Genomic DNA, 25,969 nt, shown 5'->3' on the forward strand with positions numbered 1-25,969 from the left:
TAAAACGAAAAACCATCAGCTAAAAGTTGATGGTTTTTTTGTTAATATAACATATCTTTGTTAAAATTTTAAAACAATAAAAATATACCTTTTAATAACGCATATTCTGCTATGATTTTTTCTTTAATTATACCCGTGTATAATCGTCCAGATGAAGTTGATGAGCTTTTGGAAAGTCTCTCAAAATCTGATTATAATGAAGCTTTTGAAATTGTTCTTGTTGAAGATGGATCTTCTATTCCATGTCGAGATGTAGTGATGAATTATCAAGGGAAATTAAATATTTCATATTATTTTAAAGAAAATTCAGGCCCTGGAGATTCTAGAAATTTCGGAATGCAAAGAGCAAGAGGGGATTATTTTATCATTTTCGATTCAGATTGTATTATTCCGTCGCAATATTTATCAGAAGTTCGTAAAGAATTAGACGAGCAGTATGTGGACTGTTTTGGAGGTCCAGACAAAGCATTAGATAGTTTTTCGGACATCCAAAAAGCAATCAATTTTGCGATGACTTCTTTCTTAACAACTGGAGGAATTAGAGGTGGTTCGGAGAAGATAAACAAGTTTCAGCCACGTAGTTTTAATATGGGAATTTCAAAAAAGGCTTTTGAGGCTTCAAAAGGCTTTGGAAATATTCACCCAGGTGAAGATCCAGATTTGTCGATTCGTTTATGGAATTTAGGCTTCGAGACAAGACTTTTTAAAGAAGCTTACGTGTATCACAAAAGAAGGATAGATTGGGAAAAATTTTCTATTCAAGTAAACAAATTTGGTATTGCTCGACCAATTTTAAATAGCTGGTATCCTGAGCATAATAAATTAACTTTTTTCTTTCCGACTTTCTTTATTATTGGATTATTATTAGCTTTTTTATTGTTAATTTTAAATATCGATATTTTATTACAATTATATTTCGTATATTTCGTTATAATTTTTCTTACAGCGAGTATTCAAAACAAAAGTATTAAAATTGGATATTTATCTGTAATAGCAGTTTGGAAACAGTTTTATGGTTACGGAACAGGATTTTTAAAATCATACATTAAAGTAATTTTATTAAAGAAAAAACCGCAAGAAGCTTTTCCGCGTATGTTTTTTAAATTATAAGAATGACAAAAGTTATTGGTCTTACAGGAGGAATAGGCAGCGGTAAAACGACTGTTGCAAACTATTTTCAAGAAATGGGCGTTCCTGTTTATATTGCTGATGATGGTGCTAAAAGAGTAATGCAGTCAAAAAATATTCTTGCGGAAGTAAAATCTGCTTTTGGTGGCAATATTTTTGATGATGAAGTTTTAAATCGTTCGAAATTGGCGCAAGTTGTTTTTAACGATAAAGAACAGTTAGCAAAATTGAATGCGATTGTACATCCAGCAGTAAAATTAGATTTTGAAGAATGGATAGAAAAGCGCAAAAATTATGATTATGTAATATATGAAGCCGCTATTTTGTTTGAAAGCGGAAGGTATAAAGATTGTGATGTAATTATAACCGTCACTGCTCCCGAAGAAGTGAGGATTGAACGAGTTATAGAAAGAGATAAAACTACCCGAGAACAAGTTTTAAGCAGAATGAAAATGCAGTGGAATGACGAAAAACGAATTTCTAAGAGCAATTTCGTGATTAATAACAATAATCTTAAAAATGCCAAAGAAGAAGTTGTTAAAATCCTTAAAATTTTGAATATAAAACAAAAACAGTCTTAAATGTTAATATTTGGTTAATGTATTGTTTAGTATATTGTTAAAATATTAATTTTGTTTCGATGAATAAATTATTTTTTAGAATACTTGTTTTGCTGATGAGTCTGTCCTTGATAGGGATAATTCTGGTACAAGTGTTTTGGTTCAATTCTTCGTTTAAAAACAATGAAGAGCAATTCAAATACCACGTTACTCAAGTAATTGGAAATGTTGCAGATAAACTGGAACAGCAAGAAGAGTACAGTTTCTACGACAAATACAACCGTATAAAAGACAGTACGGGTAAAATTCCAAAAAAAGAAGATTTACTAGAAGTGCTTTATGTACAGAGAAACACAAAAACGAATAAAACAATCGTTTATTCAAATACATTAACCTCAGAAGATTACGATATTAATGGTTCTGTTTTTAATAAAAAATTTAGTAGCGAGCGCTTTAAAAATTTTAGTTCAAAAAGAGTAACAGAAGTTTATAATAATAACACAGGAATTGATAATAATAGTTTAGGACAAAGTATTATTCCTGATCTGAGAAGTGAAAAATCGGGAAGCTTAGATATTTTAAATAAAGTTCAGCAACAGATTCAATATAAAGATATTGCCTCTTTAACCCCAATTGAAGGGCGAATCACAAAAGACAAGCTTTTTAAATTATTAAAGAAAGAGCTTGAGGAATACGGTGTGAAAACCAAGTTTGAATTTGGAATATACAGTAGTGGAAATCCAACCAAGATAAAATCAGATGGATTTCATTTTGATAAAGAATCTACTTATAATATACCAGTTTATACAGATAATGAAGGGAATAGTAGGTATGAATTATCAGTTACTTTTCCGCACAAAAAGAAGTTCTTATTATCTGAATTGTTAAGTATTACTATTTTATCAATAGTTTTTACATTAATTATAATAGTTGCATACACAAGTGCGTTAAATCAATTATTGCGTCAGAAACATATTTCAGAAATCAAGACAGATTTTATAAATAATATGACGCATGAGTTTAAAACTCCTATTGCAACTATAAACCTAGCATTAGATGCTATTAGAAGTCCGAAAGTTATTGAAGATAAAGAAAAAGTTTATCGTTATCTTCAAATGATTCGAGATGAAAACAAAAGAATGCATGCTCAGGTTGAGAATGTTCTTCGTATTTCAAAATTAGAAAAAAGAGAACTCGACATCACCAAAGAACCAACTATGGTTACAGATATTATTGACGATGCTATTGAACATGTTAATTTAATTCTGGAAGACAGAAAAGGTACTGTAGTTAAGCACTACAACGCAGCAAGAACAACCTGTTTGATAAACGATGTTCACTTTACAAACGTTCTGGTTAATATTTTGGAAAATGCGATAAAATATTCTCCTGACGAGCCAGAGATCGAAATCTTTACTGAAAATATTAAAGATATGATTCTGATAAAAGTGAGAGATCATGGGTTGGGAATGAGTAAGATAGCTCAAAAACGAGTGTTTGAGAAATTTTACAGAGAACACACTGGTGACCTTCATAATGTAAAAGGACATGGTTTAGGACTTGCTTACGTGAAAAGAATAGTAGAGGATCACAATGGTCAAGTATATGTAGAAAGTGAAAAAGGAAAGGGTAGCACCTTTATAATAAAAATACCATTAATAAATTAAAATATGGAAAATACTAACAAAAGAATACTTTTAGTAGAAGATGACCTAAATTTTGGGGCGGTTCTTAAAGATTATTTAATGTTAAATGACTTTGAAGTTACTTTAGCTAAAAACGGTATGGAAGGTTTCGAGAAATTCAAGAAAGATGTATATGATTTATGTATTCTTGACGTAATGATGCCTTATAAAGATGGTTATACTTTAGCCAAAGAAATTAGAGAGAAGAACAGTGAAGTGCCAATTATCTTTTTAACAGCAAAATCTATGAAAGAGGATGTGTTAAAAGGTTACAAAGCTGGTGCTGATGACTACTTAAATAAACCTTTTGATTCTGAAGTTCTTTTAATGAAAATTAAAGCAATTATTCAGAGAAAATCAGCGGATACAAAAGCAGAGCAAGTACAGTTTGAATTTAATATTGGTAAATTCCATTTAAATTCAAAATTGAGATTCCTTACTTTCCAAGATGAAGAGCCAATCAAATTGTCTCCAAAAGAAAATGAGTTGTTAAAAATGCTTATTCTTCATGAAAATGATTTAATGCCAAGAGAATTAGCTTTAACAAAAATCTGGAGAGATGATAACTATTTCACATCAAGAAGTATGGACGTTTACATCGCTAAATTGAGAAAATATCTAAAAGCAGATGAAGATGTTGAAATCTTAAACATTCACGGAGAAGGTTTCAGATTAGTGATAAAAAGCAAAGTTTCTGAATAATTATTCAGCAAAAAATATAGAAGCTCTGAGAAATCAGGGCTTTTTTTATGCAATAAATAAAAATTTTTTGATTTGTTTTTATGAGATTATTTTTAAATTAATCGACTTGTTTTCAGTGTTTTAATGTTGATTTTTTACTCTTTAAAAATAGTGTGGTTAATTATTTTGATGAATTTTCTTTAAAATAATTTGGAAAATCAAAAAAGTATTATGAATATTTGCACACGAAAAAAAATAATAACCCTTTAAAACGAAGAAATAGTGTTTGTACTTACATCGACATCTCAGAGCTTTACACCAAACGGATTTGGTGAGGCAATTCTTCGTGGCTTATTTCAATCCTAGAAATATACTTTTTAGATATATAAAAAAAGCCCGAAGACAATAAGTTTCGGGCTTTTTTTTATTCTAGACTCTTCAAAATTTTCCCGAAAATCGATTTTTAGTATTTATCCGAGAGGATAAATGGTTCTAGCCTTTTGGGCTGTTAATTTAATGCACGATAATTTTTTTATGGAAAGTTATACGGTAGACGAGTATGCTTTATGTGCTCGTTTTAAAAGTAAAAGAAGAAAGAAAAGATTAGTAAAAGAAGATTTTGAAAAACAATTAATTCAGTTAAGAGAGCTTGAAGTTGAGCTTTGGAAAAAGCGCAGAGACTTACCATTAGTTCTTTTAGAAATTCCTTATCAAAAAGGCTGGCAACGAAATTTCAAATTAAGAGACGACGTTGCAAGATCTAGCGAGGCCTCATTTTACAGAGAGTTATTGGAAAAAATAAATACATGGCAGTTTTCTCCTGAAAAATCTTTTAAGAAAAGGAAAAAGAGAAAAAGAAAACATTTGTATGTTGAAAAACTCCAAACTGTAAAAGAGTTTTCAGAATGGGAATGGAAAAGTTCAAAACTAGAATTGACCGAAAAAGAAAAAGCACATTTTTATAAAAGGGAACGTTGGTGCAGCAATTGCAAACGATACAAAATTCATTATGTATTTAACGAGCCTTGGCGTTATGTGCTTCGTGTCAGCCCTTATATGATAACACACACCAAAATGGTCGATTCAGATTTAGAAAGTCAAATTCAACTTATTGACAATTATATTGTTAATCATAATCTGAGGAATAAAATAAATAGATTAATACTCGGCAGATCTCATAAATGGAGTTACTATGAAAATGAAAATCCAAAAGAGATAAGTCCAATTAAAAATAAAAGTTTGCATGCATTGTCTCAGCAATATGCAGATGAAATGATAGAAAATCATGGGAAATAAATTATCTGGAAAAGACTTGATTAAATTGGGTTTTCCAAAGAACAATTCAATAAACATCGCCTTAGGGCAGATAAACAGATATAGAAAAAGAGAAAAAAAAGAATCTATTCTAACAGAAGCAAAAGATGTTTTGTTGCATCCTGAAAAATATGAAGGAAACGGAACTTGGGGTAAAGTTGCCGAAGGTTTAATAAATCCGGTTCAGGTAAGAATGCATCAGCTTAAGACAACGAGAGCGCCATTTACCATTTTTGGTGAAAATGAAATTGATCAGCAGGCAAAATTTCAATTATATGATTCTTTGAAACTGCCAATTTCAGTAGCTGGAGCTTTAATGCCAGATGCGCATTCTGGTTACGGATTGCCAATTGGCGGTGTATTGGCTACAGATAATGCTGTAATTCCATACGGAGTTGGAGTTGATATTGGTTGCAGAATGAGCCTTTCAATTTTTGATTTGCCAGCTTCTCATTTCAAAGGAAGAGAACATCAATTAGAAGCAATTTTGAGAGATAATACCAAATTCGGAATGAACGAAGTGCAATCTTCAAGAGTAGATCATGAAGTTTTTTATAAAAGTGAATTTCAAGATATTCCATTGTTAAAGAATCTTTTGCCGAAAGCCTACAAGCAATTGGGGAGTTCAGGCGGAGGAAATCATTTCGTAGAATTCGGAATCGCAAGAATTGATAATCCAGAAAACGAATGGAAGTTAGAAAAAGGAGAATATTTTGCTGTTTTGTCACACAGCGGTTCCCGCGGATTGGGAGCTAATATCGCGAAACATTACACGTATTTGGCAACAAAACAATGTCCGTTACCGAAAAATGTACAGCATTTAGCTTGGCTAGATTTGAATACGCACGACGGTCAGGAATATTGGCTGGCTATGAATCTAGCAGGAGAATATGCAAAAGCGTGTCACGATGATATTCACAGAAGAATTGCAAAAGCAATCGGGAAATGGGTAGTGGTAACAATTGAAAACCATCACAATTTTGCTTGGAAAGAAATGGTAAACGGTCAGGAATGCATTGTGCACAGAAAAGGTGCAACGCCGGCTGGCGAAGGTCAGTTGGGAATTATTCCAGGTTCGATGACAGCTCCAGGTTTTATTGTGAAAGGAAAAGGAAATGCAGAAAGTTTGAACTCTGCTTCACACGGTGCAGGACGTTTGTTTTCTAGAGCGAAATGTAAAAGCAGTTTTACGCAAAGTCAGATTAAGAAAGAATTGAAGAAACATGATGTGACTTTAATTGGTGGTAATATTGACGAAGCTCCAATGGCATACAAAGACATTGAAAAAGTAATGGCAAACCAAACCGATTTAGTAGAAGTTTTAGGAACATTTACGCCTAAAATTGTTAGAATGGATCGCTAAAAATTAAAGATTATGGAAAGATTTCAAGACGAAAATAAATGGCTGGGGAGCTTTTATAATGAGATTTTGGTTAAATGTCCAAAGTGCGAATCAAAGGCAACTGTAAAAGAAGAACTAAAAGAAAAATGTGAATGCGGAAGATGCCACAGTATGGTTTTTGAATGCAAAACGTGCTTTCATAAGATTAAAGAGCCTGTTTATCATTACATAGTTTATATAAAAGAATACTGCAATAATTGTTTCGAAAAATTTGAATATGAGTCGCAACCATTAAAAGAGAAACCTGAAACGTATAAAACTAAATGTCCTCATTGTGATTTTCAGGAGGAATGGAAAGCTAAAACATATCGAGTTAAAGAAGAGTCGAAAGTTGACAATGGTTTGGTAAAAGAACCGTGGTATAATTTGCCGCTTTGGTTTCAAAAGGAAGTTAGCGGAAATCTTTTTTGGGCTTATAATCTGGATCATATTGAGTATTTGGAAAGATACATTAAAGCAGATTTGAGAGAAAGAAACAATGAAGGAAGTGGTAATGGAACTATGGTTTCGAGACTTCCGCAATTTGTAAAAGCAGCGAAAAACAGAGAGAAGCTGCTCAAAATTTTAAAGAAATGGAAAGAATAATTCAGATAACAGCGGGTCGCGGACCTGCAGAATGCACTTGGGTTGTGGCTCAAGTGCTTAAAAAAGTTCTCGAAGAAGCACAAGAACATCGACTGGAAACAGTATTGCTACAAAGAGAAGCAGGAACTGAAAACGGAACTGTTGAAACGGCTTCGATTGCTGTAAAAGGAAAAAATACTGATCAGTTTGTGAATTCTTGGATTGGAACGGTTCAATGGATTGGTCAAAGTCAATTTAGAAAAATGCACAAACGCAAAAACTGGTTTATTGGAATCTTTGAAATTGAACACAAAAAAAATAGCTCATTTTCTGAAAACGAGATTCAATATCAGGCTATGCGTAGTTCGGGAGCTGGAGGACAGCATGTAAACAAAGTGAGTTCTGCGATTCGAGCCACTCATATTCCGACAGGAATTGCAGTAGTTTCAATGGATAGCCGTTCGCAACATCAAAACAAAAAACTGGCAACAGAACGATTAATTAAAAAACTAGAAGACGAGAAATTGCTCCAACTTAAAAATCACGTGGGAAAACAATGGGAAAATCAGCTGAATGTACAGCGTGGAAATCCTGTGAGAGTTTTTTCAGGAAGTGATTTTAAAAAGAATAAAGTAGAGAAAAGTTACAAAGGAACTCGTCAGAAACTAAAAAACGATTTACGAAATGAAAACGATTGATAAATACCTTTTTCAAGCTTTGGATAGTTATCCTTATTCGCTTGAAGAAACAATAGAATCTTTAGATTATGCTTTTTCTTATGATTCAAAAAATACAATGATTCTATGTTTGTATGGAAGAATTCAGGTAGAGCAATTAATGAATTATGAAGAAGCAAAAACATATTTTCAAGAAGCTTTAGCGATAAATATTCATGCTCTCGAAGTTTATCCGTATTATTTGCAGACTTTGATTTTAAATGAAGATTACGATGAAGCTCAAAAATTAATTGATTTTGCTTTGACTATTAAAGGAATTAGTAAAGCTATGATTTTTGTGAAGAAAGCGATTTTATTAGAAGTGCAGCATAAATTTAAAGAAGCTTTAAAAGAAATTAAACAAGCAAAATTGTATTCGATTCAGCATGATTATGATTCTGGAATTAGTGAAGTTGAAAAGCGAATTAAAGATAAAGTTGCTTTGTTGGAAAAAAAGAAGCCTAAAGAAAAGAAGAAAAATGCTAAAAAGAAGTCGAAATGATTATAACAAAAAACGATGCAAATTGCATCGTTTTTTATTGAGTTCAATTTCCTGCAAGGTTTCCAAAACCTTGTAGGTATTTTTTAATTTAATGTAAAAAAGATAAATTCTATAAATAGCAGACCTACAAGGTTTTTCCAAACCTTGCAGGAATTAAGCGTGATTTATTTCCAGTGCAATTCTAAAGCAAAACAATTTTTGTCTCCCTTTGTAATGCTAAAAGTTGTTGCTGAATGATCTTCATTATCATTTTCATGAATTATAACTTGATCATGTAGAGAAAGTTCTTTTAAAAAGTTCATTTCAAAGCTTTTAACTTCTTGTTTTAGAATTCTTTTTGCCTCGACATGATCTAAGCACCATTCTAAATATTTTACATTATTAGCATGATTTACAATATCTAAATCAGATAAATAAACTGTTTTTTCGAAAACTGATTCCTTTTCTGGATTAATGTTGATTTTTGAAAAACCTTCTACTGTAGCTCTGTTGTCTGGAAAAAGTTCAAAATGTTCAAAAGGTAAAGCTAAAGCTTCTGGGCGACGCGCTTTAGTATTAAAAACAGCCCAATAGGTTTCGCTTCCAACGATTTTTTTGCCGTTTACATACATCTCAAGCGCACGTACTGAACGTGAATTTTCAAGACTGTTAATCCATGTTTTTACAGTTACAACATCCTGCCATTTTGGTAAAGCAGTTATTTCTACCCGCATACGGCTTAAAACCCAAGCTTGATCAAATTCTTGCATATCGGTAAAGCTGATTCCGCCAACTTCTGAATGGGCTGCAGCTGTAAGTTGCAAAAGATTACATAAGTCGGTATATTTTAAATAACCGGTTGATGTACATTGTGTAAAATTAATTTCCCAGTCTTTACTTAAAACTGATGTGAAATTTGGTGATATTGGCATTACTAATTTAAGATTTTAGATTGTTGATTTTAGATTTTCTTCGATGTAATGAATAATCTCATTTCTATCAGTCGAATAATCAAACCATTTGGTGTTTTCATTTCGTTTGAACCACGTTAATTGTCTTTTAGAAAATCTTCGTGTATTCTTTTTAATTTCTTCAATTGCGCATGGCAACGTGAATTCTCCGTCAAAATAACTAAATAATTCTCTATAACCGACCGTTTGTAAGGCATTTAACTCTTTGTTAGGATAAAGTGCTTTGGCTTCTTCAAGTAATCCTTCATTCATCATTATGTCGACACGATGATTGATTCTACTGTAAATGACTTCTCTGTCAGCATCTAAACCAATCAAAATAGGAGTGAAGTTTCTGTTGTTTTTCTTCAAATTTAAAAATGAAGAATATGGTTTTTGAGATCCAATGCAAACTTCTACGAAACGCATCATTCTCTGTGGATTTTGCAGTGTTTGAGGATTTTCGATTGTTATTTTTTGGTAATAATCTGGATCTAGATTTTTTAATTGTTCTTGAAGATATTCGATTCCAAATTTTTCGTAGTTTGAATTTACTTCATCTCGAACTTTTGAATCGATTTCTGGAAATTCGTCGAAACCTTTTAAAACGGCATCGACATACAAACCTGATCCGCCAATTAGAATGGCAAAATCATTGTTTTGATGCAATTCTTCTAGTTTTGAAAGCGCTTCTTTTTCGTAATCTCCAACGGTATAATTTTCAAAAATCGATTTGTTTTGAATAAAATGATGTTTCGCAGCACTTAATTCTTCCTGACTTGGAACAGCGGTTCCAATCGTCATTTCTTTGAAAAACTGACGGCTGTCACAAGAAATAATTTCGCATTTAAAATGTTGTGCCAAAGCAATACTTAGAGCAGTTTTCCCGATAGCTGTTGGTCCGACGATTGTTATTAGGTATTTCATATTTTTTAGCCCAGATGGAAATGGAAACCCCGGACTTATATTTGTTTGTTTTTTTTGGAATAAAAGAGCGACCAATGGAAGCTCCTTTTATGACTTTAAAAAACAACAAAGATAAGGAGGAGTTGCAATGTACAGCTGGATTAGCTTCTTATTTTAATTATTTGGCAATTCTGTTCCGCATTGATAACAATATTTTGCGTTGTCAAAATGGACTTGAGATTGGCAATTTCTGCATGTTTTTTTACTGTTAACCGCATTGTTTTTTAGACTGCTTTTTGCAAATTCGGCAGTTACAATTCCTGTTGGAACTGCGATTATTCCGTAACCTAAAATCATTACAAATGCTGCAATAAATTGTCCTAAAGGGGTTTGTGGAGAAATATCACCATAACCAACTGTTGTTAAAGTTACAATTGTCCAATAAATTCCCATCGGTATGCTTGTAAATCCAGATTCTTTGCCTTCGACTAAATACATTATGGAACCAATAATTATGGTACTGATTAAAACGAAGTAAATGAAAACTAGAATTTTTTCTTTACTTGCATCAATGGCTTCTTTTAGTTGTAAAGATTGATGATTGATTTGCGGAATATGTAAAATTTTGAACAATCGAAGAAAACGTAACGCTCTTACGATGGATAAAATACTTGCTCCAGGAAAAAATATTGACAAATACATGGGTAATACGGCGAGCAAATCGATGATTCCGTAGAAGCTGAAAATGTATTTTATTGGTTTTTGAATGGAAATTATTCTCAAAATATATTCAATAGTGAAAAATATAGTGATTATCCATTCGCAAATTAGTAGTTGTTCGTGATATTTAGAGTTGATTCCTTGTACCGTATCGAGCATTATTAAAAGAACGCTCAGCAAAATTAAACCTAAAAGAATTAAATCAAACATTCTTCCTAAAATGGTGTCCGTGCCATAAAGGATGATTTTAATTTTTTCTCTAAAGATTTCGTATTGCGATTTTTGCTTTTTCATATCCTTAAAGATAATCGAAGTTTTGTTTTGTTAAAAATGAAGTATTTTTATTGACTTGCTTTTGCGCACATAACTCTGAATGATATTTTTTACATCGCGGTTATGTTGCATTGGGATCAGAATATTTTTCAGAATATTAATATTTGTGATTTGATAGTTTAAATCGTAATAAGCATAACCTTGATATATACCGTTTTCGATTAAAATTGCGCTTCTTTCGTTTACATTTCGGCCTCTGTCAATTAAAATCATGTTTTTGTTTTCGAAACTATTTTCTGAAATAAATTGCTGTACTCTTAAATTGTAAACTTCTGGAGTAACTTCGCCAATACAAGCGCCGTCACATTCTTTGATTTTATATTGAAAACACTCTTTTTTAGTTTGATATAAACCTGTCAGTTTCTGACATAAATGATATTTTGTTGTAAATCTAAAAAGTGCATTTTTTCCTTCTTGTAAAGAAGCAAAAGAGGTAATTTCTTTTTTGCGTCCGTCGGCTTTTTCAAGTTTTAGGTTGATGTACCCGTTTGCATCTTTTTCAGAATATAATGCAAATGGGAAAAAAGCTTTCTTTTGGGAACGATTGTGTATCGGACGATTGATTTTTACTTCTTGACTTTCTTTTAAAAGCGCAATCAATTCGCTTCCAGTTTCTTCATAAGTTATCGTAAAGACTTCTGCCTGAATTCTTTTGCTTTTGGTTGTAACTCCCGTAAAATGCTGATTAACTCTTTTTTTGATGTTTTGGCTTTTGCCGATATAAATTAGCTTACCGCCTTCATTATAAATATAATAAACACCAGTTTTGGTTGGCATTTGATTCAAAAGATCTAAGAATTTCGGTGAAATTCCTTTTTCTACTTCGAGTTTTATAAAATCTTTTACGATTGTTTTTTCGGTATCTTTTTCTAAAAGCATTTTGAACAGCTTTGTCGTTGCCATAGCGTCTCCGCTTGCACGATGTCTGTCTGCCATTGGGATTCCAAGCGCACGTACCAGTTTGCCTAAACTGTATGAAGGTTGTTCTGGAATTAATTTTTTGGCTAATTCTACTGTACAAAGTGTTCTGGCTTCAAAATCGTAGCCCAAACGACGGAATTCTGTACGAAGGATTCTGTAGTCGAAAGAGGCGTTGTGCGCAACGATTACGCAATCTGAAGTAATTTCTATGATACGTTTTGCAACTTCATAAAATTTAGGAGCAGATTGTAACATAGCATTATTGATTCCAGTCAGTTTTACTACAAACGGCTGAATCGGAATTTCGGGATTAACAAGACTGATGAATTGGTCGATTACTTCGTGCCCGTCAAATTTGTAGATGGCAATTTCAGTAATTCCCTCTTCATTAAATTGTCCTCCAGTGGTTTCTATGTCAAGTATTGCGTACAAATTCAGTATTCAGTCTCAGTTTTTAGTAATCAGTTAAAATCTACGATTTATTTTTAGCGGCCTCCAAAAATGCTGCTTCCAATTCTCACCATTGTGCTTCCGCATTCGATAGCTAATTGATAATCTCCAGACATTCCCATTGAAATTGTTTTTAAATCAACAGTTTGCAGTTTTTGAATGGAATCAAAAATAGATTTTAAATGTGTGAATTCTTTTTTTATTTGGTTTTGGTCTTCAGTGAAAGTGGCCATTCCCATTAAACCTAAGATACGAATATTTTTCAATTCTTTGAACTCCGTAGAAGTTAAAAGTTCGTTTAGTTCATTTTCGTCCAAACCAAATTTAGATTCTTCTTCTGCAATATAAATTTGAAGAAGGCAATCTATAATTCTGTTATTTTTTAAAGCTTGTTTATTGATTTCTTGTAATAATTTCAAACTGTCAACACCATGAATCAAAGTGACATACGGCGCCATAAATTTGACTTTATTCGACTGAACATGACCAATCATATGCCATTGAATGTCTTTAGGCATTTCTTCCCATTTATCAGTCATTTCCTGAATTTTGTTTTCTCCAAAAATGCGTTGTCCGGCTTCGTAAGCCTGCATCAAGTCTGAAACAGGTTTAGTTTTTGAAACGGCAACAAGAGTTACGTGTTCAGGTAAAGTTGCTTTAATTGTATTTAAGTTTGATGCTATTGACATTTTTCTATTTTTTCTTGGATTCTCATTATATCTAACTTTTCGTCAATTATAATTTTTTCTCCCTTGTATTTTTTAAATTCATTGAATATTTCGATTATTTGTTTGTCAGAAAATGTTTGAAATGAATTTACAGTATATTTATCTTTTCCTTTTTTTAAGTTTATATAAAAAGTTGCGCCAGTTAAACCTGATCGAGAGGGATTGCCTTTAACTTCAATTTTTGTTTCTTTTAATATAAGTGACTTTTTCCATTTCGTATTGAAAACTTCTCCTTCTAAAGTTACCTTATTTTCATCAATCGAAATTATATTAATATTATTTTTAAAAGTATTTATAGCTAAGGTCATACATAATATTAAAAGAGCAAATTCGAGAAAACATGCGTAATATTTTAGATTTTCGTCTTTAAAAAAAGGAAAAAGTATGTATGAGTAAAATATAAATACAAACACAAAAGCAAAAGGTTTTTTACTAAATATTCTAGCTTTTAAATCTTTATGTTCTCCTTCAAATGTAATCATATGCTAGCCGAGAAGTAGTCTTAATTTAGAAAAAACAAATACTAAATAAACTGCTTCGAAATTTTCTCTGCTTTTTTGCTTTCGCTGTAATCGTAAAAACCTTCTCCAGATTTAACTCCTAATTTTCCAGCTCTCACCATATTAACTAAAAGTGGGCAAGGAGCATATTTAGGGTTTTTGAATCCGTCGTACATTACATTAAGAATTGCAAGACAAACATCAAGACCAATAAAATCAGCTAATTGAAGTGGTCCCATAGGATGTCCCATTCCTAATTTCATTACCGTGTCAATTTCGTAAACTCCAGCAACTTTATTGTATAACGTTTCAATTGCCTCGTTTAGCATTGGCATTAAAATTCTGTTTGCCACAAATCCTGGATAATCGTTTACTTCAACAGGAACTTTACCTAATTTTTCAGATAAAGTCATGATGATTTTAGTTACTTCATCGCTTGTGTTGTACCCGCGAATGATTTCAACCAATTTCATGATCGGCACCGGATTCATAAAATGCATTCCGATAACTCGCTCAGGATGTGCGACAACAGCTCCAATTTGAGTAATCGAAATTGAAGAAGTATTAGTTGCTAAAATGGTATTGTGAGAACAATATTCGTTTAATTGTTTGAAAATGTTTAGTTTTAATTCCACATTTTCTGTTGCAGCTTCGACAACTAAATCAGCGCCAACAACCCCATCTTTTATATCTGTATAAGTAATAATATTTGTAATTGTTTTAGCAACATCATCTTGAGTAATTGTTCCTTTAGACAGCATTCTATCTAAATTGGCTGCAATAGTTGCCATTCCCTTATCTAATGATTTTTCAGAAACGTCGATTAATTTTACAGTAAAACCGCTCTGCGCGAAAGTATGCGCAATTCCGTTACCCATTGTTCCTGCTCCAATTACAGCTATTGTTTTCATATTGTGATAGATATTTTTTTATGATTTAGCCACGAATTCACTAATTAAATCGTGAATTCGTGGCTAACTTATTTTTTTGAAATTTAATTATTTATCGAAACAATCAATAATTTGATACGCTACACGCAATGCATCTGTAGCTTGCTCCAATGTTACAACTGGCGTAGTATCTGTGTTGATTGCATTTGCAAAAGATTCTAATTCATCCAAAATGGCATTGTTTAGCTCTACATCTGGATTGGTGAAATAGATTTGTTTTTTTACTCCTTCCGCATTTTGAAGAATCATATCAAAATCTCCAGGAACTTCTGGCGCATCTTTCATACGAACGACTTCACATTTTTTCTCTAAAAAGTCAACAGAAATGTAAGCGTCTTTTTGAAAGAAACGTGATTTACGCATATTCTTCAACGAAATTCTGCTCGCAGTTAAGTTCGCAACACATCCGTTTTCGAATTCGATCCTAGCGTTGGCAATATCTGGAGTATCGCTAATTACTGACACACCACTTGCATGAATATCTTTCACTTTTGAATTCACAACACTTAAAATAGCATCAATATCATGAATCATTAAATCTAAAACCACAGGAACGTCTGTACCACGCGGATTAAATTCGGCCAAACGATGCGTTTCTATAAACATCGGATTTTCGATCATGGTTTTTGTAGCAATAAAAGCGGGGTTAAAACGCTCTACGTGACCAACTTGCCCTTTTACGTTGTGTTCTTTAGCCAAAGCAATAATTTCTTCAGCCTCTTCTACAGTGTTGGCAATTGGTTTTTCAATAAAGATATGTTTTCCAGATTTGATCGCAACTTTTGCACATTTATAGTGTGAAAGTGTTGGAGTTACAATATCAATCACGTCGACAGCGTGAATGAGTTTTGCAATTGTGCTGAAGTTTTTATAGCCAAACTCTTTTGAGATTCTTTCGGCATTTTCTTGATTTTCGTCGTAAAATCCAACTAATTCGTATTGGTCAGATTGTTGTAATAAGCGTAAATGTATTTTACCAAGATGACCAGCACCTAAAACTCCTACTTTTAACATGAGAATGTATTTTAAACAAAAATAGAATTTATTTGTTGAATGTAAAAATGAATTTAGGTAATTGTTGGTTGTTGGTCGTTTGTTGTTAGTTGTTTGAACTTTGTTGTTGGTTATTCCTTTCTTTTTGTAGCATGTCATCTTGACAAATAGAGACTTTTGACTTTCGACTTTCATCTTTATTAATTTATTATTTAAAAATCAATATTTGAAATCCTGTTTTGTTTCTTATTTTTGCGAAAATAAAACCTACCCATTTTGAAAGATACTGCAAAACATCAAGGACTTCGTAATCAATTAGTAACAACTTTAGAACAAAAAGGAATTACTGACAGAGCTGTTCTGGAAGCGATAAAAAAAATCCCGAGACACCTTTTTTTAAATTCAAGTTTTGAAGATTATGCTTATCAGGACAAAGCGTTTCCTATTGGAGCAGGGCAGACTATTTCTCAACCTTATACAGTGGCTTTTCAGTCGCAATTGCTTGAAGTTAAGAAAGATCATAAAATTTTAGAAATAGGAACAGGTTCTGGTTATCAAACTGCCGTTTTATTTATGCTTGGCGCTAAAGTATTTACTGTTGAAAGACAAAGTGAATTGTTTAAAACAACTTCTAATTTGTTTCCAAAGTTAAATATTCGTCCAAAACATGTTTCTTTTGGAGATGGATATAAAGGATTGCCAAATTTTGCTCCCTTTGACAGTATTATCGTTACTGCAGGCGCACCTTTCATTCCGCAGCCTCTAATGGCGCAATTAAAAATAGGAGGAAGGTTGGTTATTCCTTTGGGAGAAGATGTTCAGATTATGACTTTATTGATCAGAAAGAATGAAACTCAATTTGAAAAACATGAGTTTGGAGAATTTAGATTTGTTCCTTTATTAGAAGATAAAAATTAAGAGACAAGCCCGTTTATGCGGGCTTTTTTATTTGTTATTCAAATGTATAGCATGTGTTAGATTTTCTTTTTCGATTTGAAGAATATAATTTATAAAGGCTGATTTGTCATTTTTGATTTTGTATTCATCTAAAACAGAAAAATATTCACTTTCATTATTTTTATCAGTTTGAGCTATGGTGTAGACATAATTGTTTTGAAGTAAAATCCAATTCATTATTATGTTCGCTATTTGCAAATTTCCTTTTTCAAAAGGATTAATGTCAAGAATTTTCAGGTATATTTCAGACGCCAGAATTATTGGATTGAGATTGTTTTTATGCATTTCATACCAATTAAAAAGTAAATTCATTTCGCGTAAAACAATTGGATCGTTTTTATATTTTCCTGCATTCTCAAACTGAATACCTTTGAAGATTAAGTTATGGATTGAAAGAAATTCTTTTTCATTTAAACTTGTTTTCTTTTGACTCAAATCTTTTATATAAGCTGATATTTCTTGAAAATTAATTGCTTCGATATGTTCTTGCATACTTTTTCCAGAAATCGTGATTCCATCATTAATGACAGATTTAGTTTCTTCTAATGTCAGAGAATTTCCATTTGAGTGAATGCTTTTAAAAATAAATTCTAACTCTAATGTTTTAGAAATCTGGCGTAGTTCAAAATGATTAAAAGATTGAAGTTGCTTCTTTAAAGTTTCTATTTCAGTTAAAATGATTTGATTAGAAAATAGTATTGCAGAATCAATTTCTTTTTTGTTTTTCTGAATTTCTTGTTCTGCAAGAAGCAAAGCTTTCAAAGCAAATTCTTCATCACCAATTTCATAAAGAATCTTTTCTTTAAGCCAAGCAACCATTAATGTTTCGTAATCAATTTCTAAAAGCTGAGATAATTTAATGATTTGATCTTTAGTTGGTTTTCTAGTTCCAGATTCAAATTTACTGATTAAAGCTTGGTCAATACCAGAAAGTTGCGCTAATTCACGCGTTTTTAGACCTTTCTGTTCTCTGGCATTTTTTAAAAGCGATTTCATTTATGAAAAATTTAGTCTTGACAAATTTAGTCAATTTTTTTAAACAAAAGAAAAGCAGCATTTTACAATACTGCTTTATCATATTTTATTTTGGAGGAAGCGAACCGTCTTTTCTCATTTCTTTTACAACGGCTTGCATTATGGCGTCAACCGTTTGTCCTAAATCGGTAACATATTGCGATTCAGTAGTTCCTGTCCAAATTAATTTATTTTGTTTTAATGAAAAAATATTGGTTTCGACCATATAAGAAGTGGTTTCTTGGTAGTATCCCGGATCGTAGAAATTGGGAGAATACATTCCGTACCAATTTCCAAAACCGTAGCCGTACATTCCAGTATACATTCCGTCAAATCCTCCGTAATACATTCCGGTGTAAGTTCCTGGAACATAATTGACTTCTTTTTCTTTGCTGACTAAACGCATTGTGACAACGCCATCAAAGTTTTCATCTTGTAAAATCTTTAGTTTTTGTTCTTGTGTTAATTGTGTGGTTGCATTTAAGTATTGATACGAAGTTTTGAATATGGGACTGCTTGCTGCAATTCTATTTTCAGTAATTCGTCTCGAAGCTTCATCCTTGACCAAAGCTACAACCAAAACTTTTTTAAATTGTTCCTGAGTGATCGTTACATCAGGATCTCTCCAGCTGTTTACAATAGAAGTATTACTGCCACAACTTGAAAACGCCGCAATAGCGAAAAACAAAACTAAGTACTTTTTCATATTTTACAGTTAAATTGGTTATAAGTAAAAATAACTATAAAATGTTAATTATAAGTGTTTTGTGTGAAAATAAAAAAGCTTACTAGTTGTAAGCTTTTTTAATGCGGTCTAAATCTCGTTTAGTATCTTGTTCTTTTAAAGATTCACGTTTGTCATAGTTCTTCTTCCCTTTACAAAGTCCGATTTGCAGTTTAGCTAAACCTTTCTCGTTTGTAAACAGTTTTAAAGGCACAATAGTTAAACCTTTTGCTTGAACATTTTTATGAAGTGTTTTTAATTCTTTTTTGTTTAAAAGCAATTTTCTTTCGCTTCTTGATTTATGATTGAATTGGTTTCCAAAAGAATATTCTTCAATATAAGTATTAATGGCAAAAAGTTCCATGCCACTGAATTCACAGAAGCTTTCGGTAATATTTGCTTTTCCTAAACGAATAGATTTAATTTCTGTTCCCGCCAAAACAATTCCAGCAGTATAAGTGTCGATTATTTCGTAATCGAATCTGGCTCTTTTATTGAGTATGTTGACTGATTTTATCATGACTGCAAATGTAAGACAAAATTGAAAATAAATGTGGCTGTTAAAGATAATTAAAGGTTTTTTTTAATCTATGATTTAAATCAGTATCAAGGAAAAACCTTACTCATAAGTTTGTCCTGTAATTTAAAAAACAAAATAAAATGAAAAAGATTTTAACGCTAGTGAGTATGGTATTAATCGGTTTAACTGCTAAAGCTCAAGAATCATCTCAAGGATTGAAAGGAGCGTGGTTTGCTACTTCTCAATTTGGCTATCAGCAGACTAAAAATGAGGATAATAAAAACACAAATTTATCTGTTATTCCAGTTGTAGGTAATTTTATTACGCCGTCAGTTGCTGTTGGAGCGGGTTTTGGATATATCAATATTAAAGCGGAAACGGCTGCAGGGACTGCTGCAAAAACAGATTTAATTGTAGTTCAGCCTTTAATTAGAAAATACTGGAACATAGCAGGAACGTTATATTTCTTTGGACAGGCAGCAATACCAGTAATTACTGGTAAAGAGAAAGAAAGCGAGTTGAAAGTAAATCAGGTAGGATTATCTGTATCAGGAGGTTTAGATTATTTTGTAACTAAAAACTTCTCTGTAGAATTCTCTTATGATTTGGCTAATTTTACTTCTACAACTTTAAAAGCTAAAGATGGAGAAAAAACAACTGTTACAAACTTCGGATTGGCGCATGTTGCAAATGTAGATCCATTTTATAATACAGCTTTAGCGGGAAGTAATCCTAATTTGACTTCTCCAGTTTCTGTTGGATTTAAATTCATATTCTAATTTATTCTTTATTTGATTAACGTAAAATTCTATTTTAGTAATTTTACAAAAAAAAGACCGTACTGATAAAGTACGGTCTTTTGATATTATTTAAAAAAAGTATAAAATGCAAAATCAATCTAAAGATCCATTACACGGAATTACACTTCAAAAAATTGTCGAAACCTTAGTCGATCATTATGGCTTTGATACTCTAGGAGAATTAATTCCAATTAAATGTTTTAACTCAAATCCGAGTGTAAAATCTAGTCTTACCTTTTTAAGAAAAACAGATTGGGCCCGAAAAAAAGTAGAAGAGCTTTATATAAAAACGCTTCCTAAGTTAAGCTAATTTTATAATTTATAAGAAATCATAACTCCACCACGGTACGGAAGCCATTCGCCACTTTTATTGTAATTAGGTGCTTTTTCATATCTTCCTGGAGTTCCATCATTGTAATATCCTTTATAGAATCCTTGGTGCCATCCTCCACCTACAAAAATGTCAAGTAAAAACTTATCGTTTAGTTTTAAATTGTAACCAACTGTACCTCCAATTCTGTAACCAAAACCATCTTCGTATTTGTTGCTATTCCAATAATTCCATTTTTGTATTTCATATTTATCAGCTCCTATATGTGCTCCTGCATAAAAACCATTGTATTTTTCTTTAAAATGGTAACGAACCTCAGGAGTAACAGTTATAAATTTCATTGGGTTATGTCCGTTAAACGATTCCCAGAAAGAAGCCATTACGTCAGCACTAAAAGTAGTTTTCTCTCCAATGCTAGTTTCTATTCCAATATTTGGAACTAATAATAAAGCAGTTGCTCCGTTAAACTTTACAAATGTCTGGCTTTGCAGTTGCATACAAAATAAAAGAACAAATAGGGCAGATAATTTTTTCATAAATGTGTTTTTGGAATTCAAGATCAGCTGTTTTTAGCTGATTTTGAGCGCAAATATAACCTATAATGCTTGATAACAACTGCCTATAAGATTATTTTAACAAGAATAAAATCTTACTTTTCTAATAATGAATAAATTACCTTGTCTAGAAATTTTCCTTCCCAAAATTCTGACTGCTTTAAATGAGCTTCTTTAACAAATCCGCATTTCTGCAATACCTTTTCTGAAGCGTGATTTTCTGGATCTATTACGGCTTCTATCGAGTGTAATTTTAAATCCTCAAAGCCAAATTTAATCAGTCTGTTTACTGCTTCTGGAATAATTCCTTTTCCATGATGATCTGGCGAAAGCATATAACCGATTTCAGCTCGGTAATTTTCGGGTTGCAGTCTGTAATAGCCAATAATTCCTAATAATTTAGGACTGCCTTTGAGTCTGATACCCCAATTTATTCCAGTATTATTTTCAATTTTTTCGTCAATCATTCTGATATGTTCCAAAGCATCCTCATGATTTTTAACTAAAGGTCTCGGAATATATTTCATGGTTTCAGGATTCGAACGTAAATCAAAAACTTCTTGCGCATCTTTGTCCGTAATTCTGTCAAGAACTATGCGTTCTGTTTCTATTGTAGGAAATGGAGTGAAATTAAAATCTAACATTTTGTTTGTTATAATATTGTGATACTAAATTTTGCACTGAAATCTTTGTTTTCGTTTAATGTCAAAACACCTTCTTTTTGATATAAATCGCCAGTGTTTTCATCGGTATCCGAATAGCCAAGCCAAGGTTCGATACAGATAAATGGCGCATTTTCTTTTGTCCAGATTCCTAAACTTGGAAAATCGTAATAATCAACTTTTATGTAGGGTTTTGAATTATTTAGAATAGTTAAAGATTTTGACTCTAATGTTTTAAAAATTAAAGCATCATTTTTAAACAGCTCATAATTTAAAGGAACTAAATTGTTTTTTGTTTCTAAAACTTTAGTTTTAGATGAAATCAAATCATTTTCAAGAAGATAATATTTCAAGTTTTCTTCTTTTTCGAATTGAAAAGCATAATCTTCAAAATCATTTGGAAGCGCAATCGCAGGATGTGCCCCAATCGAAAAAGGCATTTTCTCTTTTCCGTTATTAATTACCTTATATTCTAGTTCTAATGAACTTTCGTTAAGCGTATAAATAAGCTGTAATTCAAACTCAAAAGGATATTTTTGCAGTGTTTCTTCAGAAGATTTAAGAGAGAAAACAGCTTTGTTTTCTGTTTTTTCAATCAAAGAAAATTCCATGTCTCTGGCAAAACCATGACGCGGCAAATGATATTCTTTTTCATTGATTTTATAAGTGTTGTTTTTTAAAGTTCCGACAATCGGAAAAAGAACAGGAGAATGTTTACCCCAAAAATCTGGGTTTCCTTCCCATATATATTCGTTGTTTTGATTGTCTTTTATAGAAAATAACTCAGCTCCAGCATGTTTGATAGAAGCTTTTAATATAGAATTTGAAATAGTTGTAGTCACAATGTTAAGTATAAAATGAATATTTTTTTACAGAGATGTAAATATATTTTATAAAATTTAGTTTTTTAAGAAAATAGCTTAAATTATTTTATTTATAAAATTTTGCTAAAATTGAATTTATGTTTTGAAGTTTCTCTGTAAATAGCTTTTTTTTTCATTAATTTGCTACATAAACAGCTAAAAAATATGAAAAAGCAATCTGCGAAAGCCATTTTAACCGCGGCTTTATTTTTTGGGATTTCTTCAGTATGGGCGCAGCAAACTCCTTCTGCGACAACAGCAAATCCAGTAAATAATTACAATTACCATGATGCCTTTGGCCCTCATTTCTACACAAAAAATGGTACGCCAACTCGTACTGCTAGCGGTCAGCCAGGAGTAGAATATTGGCAGAACAGAGCCGATTATCAGATTACGGCAAAACTGAATGCAACTACAAATGAGATTGTAGGTACAGATGAAATCACTTACACGAATAATAGTCCTGAAAAATTAGGGTTTCTTTGGTTGAATTTAGATCAGAACTTATTTAAAGACGATTCTAGAGGAAACGCTATCGTGCCTTTAACAGGAAGCCGTAACGGAGCTCAAGGGCAAGTTTTTGATGGCGGAAATAAAATTAAATCTGTAAAAGTAATTTCTGGCGGAAAAACTAAAACAGAAGTTGAAGCAAAATATATTGTTACGGACACAAGAATGCAGATTTTCCTTCCGCAGGAATTGGCAGCAAAAGGAGGTTCTGTAAAAATTAAAATCGAATTTTCTTTCATAGCGCCTTTTGAAGGATCTGATAGAATGGGAGTTTTAGAAACTAAAAACGGAAAAATTTTCACGATTGCACAATGGTACCCACGCATGTGTGTGTATGATGATGTGAGAGGATGGAATACAGCTCCTTATTTAGGTGCTTCTGAGTTTTACTTAGAATATGGAGATTTTGATGTAAAACTTACAGTTCCAGGAAATCACTATGTTGTCGCTTCTGGTGAATTATTAAACGGTCAGGAAGTATTTTCTGCTGAACAATTAAAAAGATATAAAGACGCGTCTAACAGTGATAAAACGGTTATGATTCGTACAGCTTCTGAAGTTGCGGCAACGGCAAATACGAATGCAGGAACTGAAAAAACATGGCATTACAAAATCAAAAATGCACGTGATTTCTCTTGGGCATCGTCTCCAGCTTTTATCTTAGATGGAGCGAAAATTAACCTTCCAAGCGGTAAAAAATCATTGGCATTATCTGCTTATCCTGTTGAAAGTGATGGGCAAGAAGCTTACGGACGTTCTACAGAATATGTAAAAGCGTCAATCGAACATTATTCAAAACAATGGTTCGAATATCCTTACCCAGCGGCTACAAACGTTGCAGGTAACGAAGGAGGAATGGAATATCCAGGAATTGTTTTCTGTGGATGGAAATCTAAAGGACAAGACCTTTGGGGAGTTACAGATCACGAGTTTGGTCATATTTGGTTCCCAATGATTGTGGGTTCAAACGAAAGACTATTTGCTTGGATGGATGAAGGATTTAATACTTTCATTAACTCATTGAGTACAGCTGCATTTAATAATGGAGAATACAAAGAAGATCCGACAGATTTGCATCATCAAGCAGAACCTTTTACAAGGCCTGACTTAGAAACGATTATGAGTTCTCCTGATAATATGAAGGAAGGAAATATTGGAATGTTATGTTACTTTAAACCAAGTGCAGGTTTAGTGATTTTAAGAGAGCAGATTTTAGGTAAAGAGCGTTTTGATACTGCTTTTAGAACATATATTCAGCGTTGGGCATACAAACACCCGCAGCCAGATGATTTCTTTAGATCTATGGAAAACGTTGCTGGAGAAGACTTAAGCTGGTTTTGGAGAAGCTGGTATGTAAACAACTGGCGTTTTGATCAAGGTATTAATTCAATTAAATATGTAAAAAATGATCCTGCAAAAGGAGTAGTGATTACAGTTGAAAATTTTGATAAAATGCCGATGCCGATTGTTTTAGACGTTAAAACAAAAAGCGGAAAAGTATCAAGAGTAAATTTACCAGTAGAAATCTGGCAGAGAAACAAATCTTGGTCTTTCAAACACAATTCGACAGAAGAAATTGAAAGTATTATTTTAGATCCAGATCATGTTTTTCCAGATAATAATGAATCAAATAATGTTTGGACTGCTGGAAAAGGAGTGGTAGAGAAAGCGATTATAATTGATGGTTATTTAGGTAATTATACAACAACAAAATCTCCGTTAACTATTGAATTAGTAGATAAAAACAGTGTTTTGACAGCACAGTTGCCTAATTATCCAAACTTTTCTTTAGATCCTGTTGCAAACGAAAAAGATACTTTCGAATCAAAAAGAGCAGGATTGAAATTTAAATTTAATGAAGCTAAAACAGGTTTTGAGATGATTTTCTTAGATAATGGTCAATCAATGCAGTTTACTAAAAAATAGTTAGTAAGATTATAACTTATTTAAAACCCGATAATTAGAAATAATTATCGGGTTTTGTTTTTCTGTATATTCACAAAACGTAAAAAAAATGTTAGAATTTTAATTTTTTGTTTTGGAAATAAAAAAATAATGTACTTTTGCACCGATGAATAAAATAAGTTTACATATAACTTCTTTGTCACGGACAAACTCACCGATTACTTCTCCCGAAGTACGGACACTATCTCTATAGTGTTCACTGAGTTTTATAGCCGTATATTTATTCATACCCTTTTTTCATTTTGAAATCACATAATTTGTCCATTGGACAAACGTATCCTAAAAGTATTTATTATTTTGTAAATTTTCTTAATCAATGTTTTGATTTTGAGAATGTTACTTCTTTTATGCTTAATTTTATTGGATTCAATTCTGGATTTCAAGCGAATCAATATGCTTTAATTTTTAACTCTAACTTCAATAATTGAAATGAAGATCTCTATTGTTGTAACTCAAGAAGAACATTTTAAGTATGCGCAGGAAATCTGCGATACGATAGAATCATCTGCCTTATTAAGAGGTACGGGGATTGCTAAAAGAACTCCTGAGTACATTCAGAAAAAAATGGCAAATGGTGATGCGATGATTGCTTTGGCTGACGGAAAATTTGCTGGTTTTTGCTACATAGAAAGCTGGCAACACGGAAAATTCGTTGCTCATTCTGGATTAATTGTTCATCCTGATTATAGAAGCCATGGTTTGGCTAAAAAGATAAAATCAAAGGTTTTTGATTATTCTTTGAAGAGATTTCCAGATGCTAAAATATTTGGTATTACTACTGGTTTGGCAGTTATGAAAATTAACTCTGAACTTGGCTATAAACCGGTTCCTTTCTCAGAACTTACAACCGATCCAAGTTTCTGGGCAGGCTGTAAAACCTGTACTAATTTCCCGATTTTACAAAGCAAAGAAAACAAAATGTGCCTTTGTACCGGAATGTTATATGACCCGAAGGAAAAACAAAAAACACCACCAAGACACCCTTTTAACGAGGCTGTTTTAAACAGACTTAAAAAAATCAAACAGGCTTTATTCTTGAATAAAATTTTGTCATTGTTTGTTTAAGTCAATTAATTAGAAAAAATCT

Annotated in this window: 29 protein-coding genes; 14 read left to right on the forward strand and 15 right to left on the reverse strand. The window is 32.2% G+C overall.

The features are described 5' to 3' along the window. Window positions 1-111 precede the first annotated feature (111 nt). From QLQ96_RS14235 to QLQ96_RS14275, 9 genes are all read left to right on the forward strand, one after another. Entirely contained in the window at window positions 112-1,110 is a 999-nt protein-coding gene (locus tag QLQ96_RS14235) for a glycosyltransferase family 2 protein (protein WP_482491273.1), read from the forward strand. A 2-nt stretch (window positions 1,111-1,112) separates the two neighbouring features. Further along, complete coding sequence (gene coaE, locus QLQ96_RS14240; protein ID WP_482491274.1) at window positions 1,113-1,709, forward strand: dephospho-CoA kinase; 597 nt, start codon at window positions 1,113-1,115, stop codon at window positions 1,707-1,709. Between the two features lie 59 nt (window positions 1,710-1,768). Beyond that, entirely contained in the window at window positions 1,769-3,355 is a 1,587-nt protein-coding gene (locus tag QLQ96_RS14245) for a sensor histidine kinase (protein ID WP_482491275.1), read from the forward strand. Window positions 3,356-3,358: 3 nt separating this feature from the next. Then, entirely contained in the window at window positions 3,359-4,075 is a 717-nt protein-coding gene (locus QLQ96_RS14250) for a response regulator transcription factor (protein ID WP_095927693.1), read from the forward strand. 513 nt (window positions 4,076-4,588) lie between these two features. Beyond that, window positions 4,589-5,350, forward strand: a complete 762-nt coding sequence (locus tag QLQ96_RS14255) for a hypothetical protein (protein WP_482491276.1) — start codon at window positions 4,589-4,591, stop codon at window positions 5,348-5,350. Next, the gene (locus QLQ96_RS14260; protein WP_482491277.1) at window positions 5,340-6,731 is read left to right on the forward strand and encodes an RtcB family protein; all 1,392 of its coding nucleotides are present in this window, start codon (window positions 5,340-5,342) and stop codon (window positions 6,729-6,731) included. Before QLQ96_RS14255 ends, QLQ96_RS14260 begins: the two co-directional genes overlap by 11 nt. A gap of 12 nt (window positions 6,732-6,743) precedes the next feature. Continuing rightward, on the forward strand, window positions 6,744-7,355 hold the full coding sequence (locus QLQ96_RS14265) for a hypothetical protein (protein ID WP_482491278.1): 612 nt from the start codon (window positions 6,744-6,746) through the stop codon (window positions 7,353-7,355). Continuing rightward, window positions 7,343-8,032, forward strand: coding sequence for a peptide chain release factor H (gene prfH, locus QLQ96_RS14270; protein WP_482491279.1), 690 nt, complete (start codon window positions 7,343-7,345; stop codon window positions 8,030-8,032). Before QLQ96_RS14265 ends, prfH begins: the two co-directional genes overlap by 13 nt. Further along, window positions 8,019-8,552 carry a hypothetical protein gene (locus QLQ96_RS14275; RefSeq protein ID WP_482491280.1) on the forward strand — a complete coding sequence of 178 codons (534 nt, stop codon included), beginning with the start codon at window positions 8,019-8,021 and terminating at the stop codon, window positions 8,550-8,552. The genes prfH and QLQ96_RS14275 overlap by 14 nt, the downstream gene beginning before the upstream one ends. Before the next feature lie 164 nt (window positions 8,553-8,716). On the opposite strand, the gene QLQ96_RS14280 is transcribed toward QLQ96_RS14275, so the two are convergent. The 8 genes from QLQ96_RS14280 to QLQ96_RS14315 all read right to left on the reverse strand — a co-directional run bounded on the left by QLQ96_RS14280 (window position 8,717) and on the right by QLQ96_RS14315 (window position 16,003). Then, window positions 8,717-9,463: an acyl-[acyl-carrier-protein] thioesterase gene (locus QLQ96_RS14280; RefSeq protein ID WP_482491281.1), complete on the reverse strand. Its 747-nt coding sequence runs from the start codon at window positions 9,461-9,463 to the stop codon at window positions 8,717-8,719. A 15-nt stretch (window positions 9,464-9,478) separates the two neighbouring features. Beyond that, the gene (gene miaA, locus QLQ96_RS14285; RefSeq protein ID WP_482491282.1) at window positions 9,479-10,408 is read right to left on the reverse strand and encodes a tRNA (adenosine(37)-N6)-dimethylallyltransferase MiaA; all 930 of its coding nucleotides are present in this window, start codon (window positions 10,406-10,408) and stop codon (window positions 9,479-9,481) included. Between the two features lie 153 nt (window positions 10,409-10,561). After that, a complete protein-coding gene (locus tag QLQ96_RS14290) occupies window positions 10,562-11,401 on the reverse strand; it encodes an ion transporter (protein ID WP_482491283.1) in 840 nt (279 codons plus the stop codon). A gap of 30 nt (window positions 11,402-11,431) precedes the next feature. Beyond that, window positions 11,432-12,793, reverse strand: a complete 1,362-nt coding sequence (locus tag QLQ96_RS14295) for an exonuclease domain-containing protein (protein WP_482491284.1) — start codon at window positions 12,791-12,793, stop codon at window positions 11,432-11,434. Between the two features lie 53 nt (window positions 12,794-12,846). Then, on the reverse strand, window positions 12,847-13,500 hold the full coding sequence (locus QLQ96_RS14300) for a YggS family pyridoxal phosphate-dependent enzyme (RefSeq protein ID WP_482491285.1): 654 nt from the start codon (window positions 13,498-13,500) through the stop codon (window positions 12,847-12,849). Beyond that, the gene (locus tag QLQ96_RS14305) at window positions 13,491-14,021 is read right to left on the reverse strand and encodes a hypothetical protein (RefSeq protein WP_482491286.1); all 531 of its coding nucleotides are present in this window, start codon (window positions 14,019-14,021) and stop codon (window positions 13,491-13,493) included. Before QLQ96_RS14305 ends, QLQ96_RS14300 begins: the two co-directional genes overlap by 10 nt. A gap of 41 nt (window positions 14,022-14,062) precedes the next feature. Beyond that, complete coding sequence (locus tag QLQ96_RS14310) at window positions 14,063-14,950, reverse strand: 3-hydroxyacyl-CoA dehydrogenase family protein (RefSeq protein WP_482491287.1); 888 nt, start codon at window positions 14,948-14,950, stop codon at window positions 14,063-14,065. A gap of 87 nt (window positions 14,951-15,037) precedes the next feature. Then, entirely contained in the window at window positions 15,038-16,003 is a 966-nt protein-coding gene (locus tag QLQ96_RS14315) for a Gfo/Idh/MocA family protein (protein ID WP_482491288.1), read from the reverse strand. A 255-nt stretch (window positions 16,004-16,258) separates the two neighbouring features. On the opposite strand from QLQ96_RS14315, the gene QLQ96_RS14320 reads away from it, so the two are divergent. Continuing rightward, window positions 16,259-16,900, forward strand: a complete 642-nt coding sequence (locus tag QLQ96_RS14320) for a protein-L-isoaspartate(D-aspartate) O-methyltransferase (RefSeq protein WP_482491289.1) — start codon at window positions 16,259-16,261, stop codon at window positions 16,898-16,900. A 27-nt stretch (window positions 16,901-16,927) separates the two neighbouring features. Here the strand turns inward: QLQ96_RS14320 and QLQ96_RS14325 are convergent, their stop codons facing one another. The 3 genes from QLQ96_RS14325 to smpB all read right to left on the reverse strand — a co-directional run bounded on the left by QLQ96_RS14325 (window position 16,928) and on the right by smpB (window position 19,197). Then, window positions 16,928-17,935 (reverse strand): helix-turn-helix domain-containing protein, encoded by a 1,008-nt coding sequence (locus tag QLQ96_RS14325; protein ID WP_482491290.1) that lies wholly within the window; start codon window positions 17,933-17,935, stop codon window positions 16,928-16,930. 85 nt (window positions 17,936-18,020) lie between these two features. Then, window positions 18,021-18,659 carry a DUF4136 domain-containing protein gene (locus QLQ96_RS14330; RefSeq protein WP_482491291.1) on the reverse strand — a complete coding sequence of 213 codons (639 nt, stop codon included), beginning with the start codon at window positions 18,657-18,659 and terminating at the stop codon, window positions 18,021-18,023. 82 nt (window positions 18,660-18,741) lie between these two features. Continuing rightward, window positions 18,742-19,197 (reverse strand): SsrA-binding protein SmpB, encoded by a 456-nt coding sequence (gene smpB, locus QLQ96_RS14335; protein ID WP_177209986.1) that lies wholly within the window; start codon window positions 19,195-19,197, stop codon window positions 18,742-18,744. 140 nt (window positions 19,198-19,337) lie between these two features. On the opposite strand from smpB, the gene QLQ96_RS14340 reads away from it, so the two are divergent. Next, the gene (locus QLQ96_RS14340) at window positions 19,338-19,976 is read left to right on the forward strand and encodes a hypothetical protein (RefSeq protein WP_482491292.1); all 639 of its coding nucleotides are present in this window, start codon (window positions 19,338-19,340) and stop codon (window positions 19,974-19,976) included. 106 nt (window positions 19,977-20,082) lie between these two features. Beyond that, window positions 20,083-20,307, forward strand: a complete 225-nt coding sequence (locus QLQ96_RS14345) for a VF530 family protein (protein WP_482491293.1) — start codon at window positions 20,083-20,085, stop codon at window positions 20,305-20,307. A 2-nt stretch (window positions 20,308-20,309) separates the two neighbouring features. Here the strand turns inward: QLQ96_RS14345 and QLQ96_RS14350 are convergent, their stop codons facing one another. From QLQ96_RS14350 to QLQ96_RS14360, 3 genes are all read right to left on the reverse strand, one after another. Beyond that, on the reverse strand, window positions 20,310-20,864 hold the full coding sequence (locus tag QLQ96_RS14350; protein WP_482491294.1) for a DUF3575 domain-containing protein: 555 nt from the start codon (window positions 20,862-20,864) through the stop codon (window positions 20,310-20,312). Between the two features lie 113 nt (window positions 20,865-20,977). After that, a complete protein-coding gene (locus tag QLQ96_RS14355; protein WP_482491295.1) occupies window positions 20,978-21,526 on the reverse strand; it encodes a GNAT family N-acetyltransferase in 549 nt (182 codons plus the stop codon). Between the two features lie 8 nt (window positions 21,527-21,534). Further along, on the reverse strand, window positions 21,535-22,386 hold the full coding sequence (locus tag QLQ96_RS14360) for an aldose 1-epimerase family protein (protein WP_482491296.1): 852 nt from the start codon (window positions 22,384-22,386) through the stop codon (window positions 21,535-21,537). A gap of 186 nt (window positions 22,387-22,572) precedes the next feature. On the opposite strand from QLQ96_RS14360, the gene QLQ96_RS14365 reads away from it, so the two are divergent. Beyond that, window positions 22,573-24,843, forward strand: coding sequence for a M1 family metallopeptidase (locus QLQ96_RS14365; protein WP_482491297.1), 2,271 nt, complete (start codon window positions 22,573-22,575; stop codon window positions 24,841-24,843). A 99-nt stretch (window positions 24,844-24,942) separates the two neighbouring features. Here the strand turns inward: QLQ96_RS14365 and QLQ96_RS14370 are convergent, their stop codons facing one another. Next, entirely contained in the window at window positions 24,943-25,110 is a 168-nt protein-coding gene (locus QLQ96_RS14370; RefSeq protein WP_482491298.1) for a hypothetical protein, read from the reverse strand. Between the two features lie 201 nt (window positions 25,111-25,311). Here QLQ96_RS14370 and QLQ96_RS14375 point away from each other — a divergent pair, with 201 nt between their 5' ends. Beyond that, the gene (locus QLQ96_RS14375; protein WP_202001541.1) at window positions 25,312-25,947 is read left to right on the forward strand and encodes a GNAT family N-acetyltransferase; all 636 of its coding nucleotides are present in this window, start codon (window positions 25,312-25,314) and stop codon (window positions 25,945-25,947) included. Window positions 25,948-25,969: the final 22 nt, after the last annotated feature.

The organism is Flavobacterium sp. B167r, assembly GCF_056824315.1.